The organism is Mesorhizobium sp. M2A.F.Ca.ET.067.02.1.1, assembly GCF_004023285.1.
Classification (GTDB): domain Bacteria; phylum Pseudomonadota; class Alphaproteobacteria; order Rhizobiales; family Rhizobiaceae; genus Mesorhizobium.
In genome coordinates, this window is sequence record NZ_RZSB01000295.1 from 1 (window position 1) to 6,773 (window position 6,773).

Annotated in this window: 7 protein-coding genes; 4 read left to right on the plus strand and 3 right to left on the minus strand. The window is 62.6% G+C overall.

Features of this window, described 5'->3' with window-relative positions:
- A partial coding sequence (locus EOA28_RS19740) for a lysine--tRNA ligase (protein WP_128315183.1) occupies positions 1–1,627 on the minus strand: 1,627 nt, incomplete at its 3' end.
- Positions 1,628–1,837: 210 nt separating this feature from the next.
- Here EOA28_RS19740 and EOA28_RS19745 point away from each other — a divergent pair.
- Entirely contained in the window at positions 1,838–2,251 is a 414-nt protein-coding gene (locus EOA28_RS19745) for a tellurite resistance TerB family protein (RefSeq protein ID WP_127250788.1), read from the plus strand.
- A 15-nt stretch (positions 2,252–2,266) separates the two neighbouring features.
- Here EOA28_RS19745 and EOA28_RS19750 read toward each other — a convergent pair whose 3' ends face one another.
- On the minus strand, positions 2,267–3,088 hold the full coding sequence (locus tag EOA28_RS19750) for a transporter substrate-binding domain-containing protein (RefSeq protein WP_189342109.1): 822 nt from the start codon (positions 3,086–3,088) through the stop codon (positions 2,267–2,269).
- 278 nt (positions 3,089–3,366) lie between these two features.
- On the opposite strand from EOA28_RS19750, the gene EOA28_RS19755 reads away from it, so the two are divergent.
- From EOA28_RS19755 to EOA28_RS19765, 3 genes are all read left to right on the plus strand, one after another.
- Positions 3,367–4,098, plus strand: coding sequence for a LuxR family transcriptional regulator (locus tag EOA28_RS19755; RefSeq protein WP_127252124.1), 732 nt, complete (start codon positions 3,367–3,369; stop codon positions 4,096–4,098).
- A 274-nt stretch (positions 4,099–4,372) separates the two neighbouring features.
- Positions 4,373–5,011, plus strand: a complete 639-nt coding sequence (locus tag EOA28_RS19760) for a GNAT family N-acetyltransferase (RefSeq protein WP_128315185.1) — start codon at positions 4,373–4,375, stop codon at positions 5,009–5,011.
- 14 nt (positions 5,012–5,025) lie between these two features.
- Complete coding sequence (locus EOA28_RS19765; protein ID WP_126079352.1) at positions 5,026–5,775, plus strand: enoyl-CoA hydratase-related protein; 750 nt, start codon at positions 5,026–5,028, stop codon at positions 5,773–5,775.
- A 121-nt stretch (positions 5,776–5,896) separates the two neighbouring features.
- Here EOA28_RS19765 and ppk2 read toward each other — a convergent pair.
- Positions 5,897–6,773: polyphosphate kinase 2 (ppk2, locus tag EOA28_RS19770; RefSeq protein ID WP_128315186.1), on the minus strand; the 877-nt coding region annotated here is incomplete at its 5' end.

Below are 6,773 nucleotides of genomic sequence, written 5' to 3' on the forward strand. Positions count from 1 at the left end.
GCGCCCGCTCAATAAGCGCGCGCGTCTCGGCAATGCCGTAGAGTGCGGCGAAGGAACCGAAGCGCGGTCCGCGTTCCTGCCCGATCAGCACCTGGTAGATCATCTGGAAGAAGGCGACGGACACGCCGGGTCCGCCTTCCGGGCTCTGCTTGGAATGGTCTTGGTAGCGCTCGATCTTGCGCGCCACGTTGAGCGCGGCATTCTGGATCGCTTCGCTGTCGGCGCCTTGCGGCAGCGCGCCGAGCGCTTCGGAAAGCCTCGCCAACGCCTCGCGCTCCACCTCGTCGGCGGCGCGGTAAACCTTGGTCGGCTTCACGAAGTCGTCGAAGTAGCGGATCGCGTAGCCGGTCAGCCGGTCGAGCTCCGGATGCGTCTTCGGTGTCACGCCAGGCGCATGCCGCGAGATGAAACCCCACAGCACCGCCTTGTCATGCGCGTTGGAGGCGCTGACAAGGTTGAGCAGCAGCGCGAACGGCACCGGCAGGTCGATGGCCGGCGGGTTGCCGTCATGCATGTGCCAGACCGGATTGCCCAGCCGCTCCTTCCAGTCCTGGCGCGGATAGGCGCCAAGGAAAGCGTAATACTCGTCCACCGCCTTCGGGATGACGTCGAAATAGAGCTTCTTCGCCTGCCGCGGCCGCTGGTACATATAGAGGCCGAGGCTCTCCGTCGGCGCATAGGTCAGCCACTCGTCGATGGTCAGGCCATTGCCCTTCGACTTCGAAATCTTCTGGCCTTCCTCGTCGAGGAACAACTCGTAGACGAAATGCTCCGGCGCGCGGCCGCCGAGGATGTTGCAGATGCGGTCGTAGATCGCCGCATTGGTCTGGTGGTCCTTGCCGAACATCTCGAAATCGACGCCGAGCGCCGCCCAGCGCATGCCGAAATCCGGCTTCCACTGCAGCTTCACATGGCCGCCCGTGACGGGCAGCGTCGTCTCGGTGCCTTCGTCGTCGAAAGTGACGGTGCCGGCCTTTGCGTCGACATTTATCATCGGCACGTAGAGCACGCGGCCGCTCTTCGGCGAGATCGGCAGGAACGGGCTGTAGGTCGCCTGGCGCTCCGGCCCGAGCGTCGGCAGCATCACACCCATGATGTCGTCATAGCGTTCGGCGGCGCGCAGCAGCACCTCGTCGAAGCGGCCGGCCTTGTAGTACTTGGTCGCGCTGGCGAACTCGTAATCGAAGCCGAACGTGTCGAGGAAGCGGCACAGCATCGCGTTGTTGTGGTCGGCGAAGCTCGCATAGTCGCCGCCGAACGGATTGGGCACCGAGGTCAGCGGCATATGCAGATGGGGCTCGAGCGCGGCGCGGTCCGGCACGTTGTCGGGGATCTTGCGCATGCCGTCCATATCGTCGGAGAAGCACAGAAGCTTGGTCTTGACCTTGTCCTGCGTCAGCACGCGGAAGGCATGCCGCACCATGGTTGTGCGCGCCACCTCGCCGAAGGTGCCGATATGCGGCAGGCCGGACGGGCCGTAGCCGGTCTCGAACAGCACGGTCTCGGGGAAATCCTTGCCCTTGTACCGGGCGATGATTTTCTTCGCTTCCTCGAACGGCCAGGCCTTGCTCTCGGCCGCCGCGGCATGCATCTCGGGATTGAGATCGATGATGTTTGATCCCGTCATATCGAAGTTCCAGTCATGGCCGTCTTGCGGCGGATAAGATTTTGTCGACCGGTCTCTAGGCGCGACGGGCCGGAGCGTCAACGATATGCGGCGGTTTTCCTTGCGGCGCCACAATTGCGCTCCTACGTTCGAGCCTCACTTCCAAATGCATGTCACCCAGAAGTGTGTCGCGGTTTGGGGGAATGACATGCACGCTGTTAGGAGTTCTGAATGCCGTTGTTGACGCCGCACGAAGCCCTGATCCACCTGATGGTCATCACCTCGGCTTCCGATCGCGACATGACCGATGTCGAGCTGGCGCGGATCGGCGACGTCGTCCGTTCCTGGCCGGTCTTCGTCGACTTCAACCAGGACAGGCTGATTCCAGTGGCGCAAGCCTGCCAGAAGGCGCTGCATGAGAAGGGTGGGCTGGAAGGCGTGCTGGCCCGCATTGCCGAAGCGCTGCCGGACCGGCTGCGCGATACCGCCTACGCCGCCGCTTTCGAGGTCGCCGCCGTCGATCTCGAAATGCGCATGGAGGAGGTCAGGGTGCTGCAGCTCATCCGCCTCAAGCTCGACCTCGACACGCTGACCGTGGCCGCGATTGCGCGAGCGGCCAAGGCGCGCCTACGCACGCTGACTTAGCGTTGGCAGCAACCTTCAGAAGAAGCTGACGGGAAAATAGCGCAGATAGAACTCGGCGAAGGTGCCCTTGATCGAGATTTCCTGCAGCGCATAGTCGAAGGCGGCGGCCAGCGCCGGATCGCCCGCCCTGGTGGCGATCGCCATGCCCGAGCCCAGATACTCCGGCGCCAGATACGGACCGCCGGCAAAGCGGCAGCAGCCGGCCGCGTCGGAACCGCCCAGCCAGAAGGCGAAGCGCATGCCGTCGCCGAAGGCGGCGTCGACCTTGCCGGCCTTGAGATCGGCATAGAGGGCTTCCGGTGTGTCAAAGGTCACCACCTGCACGGTGCTGAAGTAATCGCGCAGCATTTTCTCATGCGCCGAGCCGGCGACGACGCCGACCCGCTTGCTGCGCAGCTTGTCGAGGATCGGCTCGGCGAAGGCCTTCGCCTTCGGCATGATGAAGCGTGCCGGGAACTGCATGTAAGAGCGCGAGAAGGCGTATTTCTCGCGGCTCGCCGGCGTCGCGGCGATGCCGGCAATGATCGCCTCGCCCTCGCCCTTCTGCAGGGCATCCTCCAACTCGTTCCACGGCAGGGCCTGGATCTGGCATTTCTCGGCGACGCCCAATTCCGCGCAGATCGCCCGCGCCAGGTCGATGTGGAAACCGGACAGGCGACCCGAGCCGTCGAGGAAGTTGAAGGGCGGAAAATCGGTGGTTGTGAGTAATCTGAGTCGCGGCAGAGCGGAGAGATCGGGTTTCGGCAACCGCTCCTTGGCGTCCCACAGCACCGGCACCTGCGGCTCCGCCCCTTGAGTCGCGCCGGCAAAGGGCAATACGCCGGCAAGTGCGGACATCAGGGCCAGAGTTATCCACCGCAAGATCACGATATGGCTCCGCCCTCGTCCCCGTTCGCAGGCTTTTCGTATGAAAATGATGCAGGCACAACGGTTTTTGATTTCAAGCGGTTAAATTAAGCGTATGGTTCAACCCGTTGCAAACGACCCTGCGCGCCGGAAGGGGGAAGCTACCGGCTTTTCGGAGATCATTGCGACCCGTGGTTGATGGCGAAGGGGTGTTCGAGCGTCTACTATCGGCAACGAAAAAGCAGAAGCAACATGGGGTAGATGTTGCGATGGGCCTGTTTGACAGAACTCTGGAATATATAGACCAGTTGCAGAATGCTGGCACCGCGGCGGCGGTTTGCGAGAGGCTGCTGGGCGTCACTTCGAATTTCGGCCTGACCGCCCTGATGGCGGGAACCGTGCCGCAACCTGGCACGCCACGCGGCCGGCAGAAACAGCATGTGATGCTTTGCGATTGGCCCGGCGAATGGCTGGAGCGCTACGTGGCGCGCAACTATGTCGACCACGATCCGGTCGTCAGTCACATGAAGCAGCTTCAGGCGCCGTTCCAATGGCGGGACGCGTCCAAGAACGCCGTAATCGACAAGAGCAGCGACGAGGTCATGGGCGACGCGCGCCAGTTCAAGCTGCGCGACGGTCTTGCGTTTCCGTTGGTCACGCTCGACGGCCAGATCGTCATGGTCTCGCTGGGCGGTGAATCCGTTGAACTGTCGGACCAGGAATTCGGAATGGTCTCGCTGGCGTCGACCTATGCGATCGGCCGCGCCATGCAACTGCACACCAAGGCCGACAGCATCGTCGATCATATAGAATTGACGGCACGTGAGCGGGAATGCCTGCAATGGGCGGCCGTTGGCAAGTCCGAATGGGAGATATCTCAAATTTTAGGCATCTCGGAACACACTTCCGAGAAACATCTTCTTAACGCCAAGAGCAAACTCGGCGCAGCCAACCGGGTGCAGGCAGTCGCAGAGGCCATCAGGCGCGGCTACATCAGTTAGCCCGGCCGGCCGACCTGGAAAATTTCGGCCTGCGCAATCACGTGATATTTTCAGAAAAGCGCAGCCGAATCTCCCTCTTGGGAGAGGGCTAATGATTTCTTAACGCCAAATCAAACTGGGCACCGCCAACCGTGTGCAGGCAGTCGCGGAGGCGATTAGGCGTGGCTATATTAGCCAGGTCGGCCGTGCTGGCCTAGAATTCTTGCCTACGCGTTCGCGTAATATTTTCGGGAAAGCCCGGCCGTATCATCCTCTTAAGCCCAGGAGACGGCTAATGCTTTTCGCCCTTACCACTCAGGAATTGATGGAACGCCCCGACCTTTGGGAGGCCGTCCATCGCCTGCGCTACAAGATCTTCGTCGAGGAGATGGGATGGACCGATCTCGACCGTCCCGACCAGCTCGAGATCGACCAGTTCGACCATGACGAGGCCGAACACCACCTTGTGATCCGCAACGGCGAACTGGCCGGTTACCAGCGCATGCTGCCGACGACACGGCCGCATCTTCTGACGGACGTGCTGTCCGATCTCTGCGAGGGGCAGTCCCCCTCGGGACCGAATGTGTGGGAACTGACCCGCTATGCGGTGGCTCCGGGTTTTCGTGACGGCAAGCGCGGCGTCTCGACGGTCGGCACCGAACTGATCGCCGGCTTCGTCGAATGGGGCCTGAAGCGCAACGTCAACCAGGTCATCATCGAGTTCGAGCCGATGTGGGTGCTCAGGGCGTTGCAACTGCACTTCCTGGCAAAGCCGCTCGGCTACCAGCGCTCCTATGGCAACCAGCAGGTTGTGGCGCCCCTGCTCACCTTCACCGAGCATACGCTCGAGGTCGTGCGAGCCCGCCGCAACCACTTCCTGCCGGTGCTGAACCGGGGTTATCCGGGCCTGCTTGGCCTGAAGCAGGCTTCGTGAGCCGGGAGGTGATCATGAGTTTCCATCCCGAACCGGAACTGCGCGGCCATACACTGGTCGTCACCGTGTCCTCGCATGACGGCCGGCCGGTGCTAGATCGGCATGCCTATGCTAGCCTTGCCAGGACCCTCCACGAGGCGGCCGTCAATGACGAGGTCCGCGTCGTCATGCTGCGCGGCCTTGCCGGATGCTTCTGCCTTGGCGGCGATTTCTCGGAGTTCCTCGATGCCACCAAGCACCGGGAACTGATCGCCGCGGTCACCGACATGTTCCGCATGCTGGCGACCTTCCCCAAGCCGGTGCTTGCCTGCGTCGACGGCGATGCCGTCGGCGTCGGCTGCACCATCCTGTTCCACTGCGACATGGTGATCGCCTCGAAGGGCAGCACCTTCAGGGTGCCGTTCGTCGATTTCGGCCTGGTGCCGGACGCGGCGACCAGCATCCTGGCGCCCCAGAAGCTCGGCTATGCGGGCGCCTTCCGCTTCTTCTGCCTGGGCGACACGCTCGGCGTCGAGGATGCCAAGGCCCTCGGCCTTGTCGGCGAGATCGTGACGGAAGGCAGCGCCGAGGAAGCAACGCTGGCGAGGGCGAAACAGCTCGCCAAGAAGCCGGTGGCGGCATTGCTGCAGACGCGGAGCCTTCTCAAGGGCGATACGGCGGTGTTGTGCGATCGTATCGACCACGAGATCACGCTGTTCCAGCAGGCGCTTCAGGATGACACCACGCTGAAGCGGCTGCAGCGGATCGCCCGCCTAGCCGCCTGAGCGGCCGGCATGAAAGTCTCAGCGCCGCGCGAGCCGAAAGCCGCGCGGCGCTGTAATTCATGCTCTTGATTGGTGTATCCCGTTTTTCCGGGACCGCCGCGCACCTCCGGGCGACAGTGCGTCAGTCCTTCAGGAACCCCGGCCCTTCGCCGATGATCTTCTTGTCGGGCTTGCCGACGGCATCCAGGTCGCGGCCATCATAGGGCAGCGACAGAAGGATACGCTGGATCACCGCAAGCCGGGCGCGGCGCTTGTCGTTGGCGCGCACGATGATCCAGGGCGAGAATTCCTTGTGCGTGCGCTCGACCATCTGGTCGCGCGCCCTGGTGTAGTCGTCCCATTTGCTGACGCCGGCGATGTCGATCGGCGAGAACTTCCAGTTCTTCAGCGGCGACCAGCGGCGGTCATGGAACCGCTCGAGCTGGGTCTCGCGACCGATATTCAGCCAAAATTTGAAGAAATGGATGCCTTCGTTGCAGATCATCCGCTCAAAATGCGGTGTCTCGTCGAGGAATTTCTCATGTTGCTCCGGCGTGCAGAACCCCATGACCGGCTCGACACCGGCCCGGTTGTACCAGGAGCGGTCGAAGGTGACGAATTCGCCCGAAGTCGGGAAATGGTCGACATAGCGCTGATAATACCATTGCCCGGCCTCGGTCGGCGTCGGCTTGGTCAGCGCGACGTTGCGCGCCGTGCGCGGGTTCATGTATTGTCGCAGCACGAAGATCGTGCCGCCCTTGCCGGCCGCGTCTCTGCCCTCGAACAGCGCCATCACCCGCTTGCCGGTCGCCTGAAGCCAGGCCTGCGCCTTGACCAGTTCGATTTGGAGCCCTTCGAGCTCCTTTTCGTAGTCCTCGCTCTTCATCTTCTTGTCGTAAGGATAGGCGCCGGCGGTCAGCTTGTTGTCCTCGATCCAGTCCGGCAGGACCGGATTGTCGATGTCGAACTCGCGCTCCTTGCCGCCGATCTTGATCTTGATCGGTGTTGTGGCGGGGTTG